The organism is Varibaculum timonense (assembly GCF_027694345.1).
In the GTDB taxonomy this organism is placed as follows: domain Bacteria; phylum Actinomycetota; class Actinomycetes; order Actinomycetales; family Actinomycetaceae; genus Varibaculum; species Varibaculum timonense_A.
This window is the reverse complement of record NZ_JAQEVU010000019.1, coordinates 1-1861: the sequence shown is the minus strand read 5'-3', so window position 1 is coordinate 1861 and position 1861 is coordinate 1. Positions and strand designations below refer to the sequence as shown.

At 54.6% G+C, this 1861-nt stretch carries 2 protein-coding genes and 1 pseudogene; all 3 read right to left on the bottom strand.

Going from position 1 to position 1861, the window contains the following annotated elements:
* Positions 1-201: 201 nt before the first annotated feature.
* Positions 202-619 (bottom strand): annotated as a pseudogene (locus PG728_RS09285) (transposase family protein); the annotation flags it as partial.
* A gap of 164 nt (positions 620-783) precedes the next feature.
* Complete coding sequence (locus PG728_RS09280; RefSeq protein WP_011117480.1) at positions 784-1638, bottom strand: 23S rRNA (adenine(2058)-N(6))-methyltransferase Erm(X); 855 nt, start codon at positions 1636-1638, stop codon at positions 784-786.
* 99 nt (positions 1639-1737) lie between these two features.
* Positions 1738-1785, bottom strand: coding sequence for an erythromycin resistance leader peptide (locus tag PG728_RS09385; protein WP_011116968.1), 48 nt, complete (start codon positions 1783-1785; stop codon positions 1738-1740).
* Between the last annotated feature and the right edge of the window lie 76 nt (positions 1786-1861).

Here is a 1861-nt window from a genome sequence, read left to right as displayed (position 1 = left end):
AGGTCAATCCGTGAAAATCCGCGATTCCGGACACACTTTTTGACCCTTAACCCAGATTGCACGCGTGGGGATTGAGGGTGTGAATCCCACTGTCGTGGGTTTGATGAGGTAGTCGATGTTGCGGAAGCTTTGGCATCGGCGTGCGTTGTGCTCCGTACGTTGTTTCAAAAACGGGTTTCATCAAACGGAACAAAACCTGGGACACTTCATATCCCACCCCAGGCCTAATGACTTGGGTGCAGCGGCAACGCTCATCCGATTTAGGCAGAGTCGTTGCAGGATCCAGTGGGTCACCTGGTCCGTGGTCTTTGAATTGTCGGGCGCGCAGGCAAGGCCAGCACGGAAGATCTTCTGCAAGCAACGCTTGTTGGTGCACCGGTAGCGTGGAAGGCGCACATGAAGTTGTTGGGTGGCCGACGATGGGCAGATCGACCAGGCTGCGGATGACGTGGTCGCGGAATACTCCAGGCTGCCCGCAGGTAGGGCATTCATTGATCGGCTCGACGGGTTCGGCTTCAATAACAGTGACGTCACCGTTTTCTGTGGCACCGGTGATAGTAGTTCCTAGTTTTGCGGTGCGGCAGATGGTATCGACGATGACATTTCCGTTAGGCTGCACAGTAGGTCCTTAGTTTTGTACGGATGGATTAGATACCTTTTTCCTACAAAGCCAAGGACCCCAATATCTTGTGCCACGCCCGAACCCCCGGCGAACTAATCAATGCACTCTAAAACCGGAAGAGCCCTTTTAGTACTACTGGTGGATTTCGGTTTTGGTGGGGATTAACGCCGCCGGCTTCGGTTTTTCCGTTGAGGAGGTCGTTGACTACTTCCCGATGGTGAAATGGGTCGATGGTGAGGTAGAGAGGAACCAGTCACCTGGAAGAGATCGATCCAGTCGTTGGTGTGCAATCTGGGAGGTAGGGTCGCGGGGTCGATTCCTCGCGAGCGCAACCATGATTGTGTTTCTGAACGTGATGAAAACAACCCTGCCCTTCGGAGAATTTCCCCTATCCCGCGTCCCCGGGCAGTGAAAACGGTGTGCACCATCGCCTGAAAGGCTTTGCGCTGCTCTATCGGAATCTTCGGGTCACCCACCCGGCGGATCACTAAGATCCCCCCGTCAACGTTTGGCTGTGGCCGGAAAGCAGACCTTGGTACCCGAGAACCCAGGTGAAATGTGAACCATGGGGACCACTGAGCCGTCATCATCGTGCTTGCGCCTACCCCGGCCCGGCGGCGAGCGACTTCCCACTGCATGAGGAGTACAGCGTCAGTCCATGCTGGCGCATGCAGCAACTTTCGAAGAATGGCAGTGGTGAGGTGAAAGGGAATGTTTCCCACAATGACGCAGGGAGTGGCGGGTAACCGGAAGTTAAGGAAATCATCATGGACCACTTCGACCGCCGCCGAGGAGGTTTCTTGTGTGATTTTGGCAGCTAGTTTTGCGTCCACTTCAACTGCCGTTATCGCCCTCCCCAAGTGGGCCATCGGGTGAGTGAGGGCACCGCTTCCTGGTCCGATCTCAATGATGGGGCCGGAGGTTTGTTTCACAAGGTCGATGATGGAGTTGATGATCTTGTGGTTGGTGAGAAAATTTTGGCCATGCTCGTGACGGCCGTGTCCGTATGCAGACATCAGGTGTGCTCCTTGGATTTGAAAGGGAGCCGGGCATGACAAATAGCCGCCCGGCTAAAGGACCGGAGCGGTTTTTAACCTACGGGGTAGGAAACCGCCTTAGCGGTTGGTGCGCAACCGCAAGAAAGCGGTACCTGAAATCAACATGGGTCTAATTATATCCATTTAAAGGGTTAAGGGTCAAAATGTGTGTCTGGCTCGGCGTGTCGCGGGGGTTAGATTT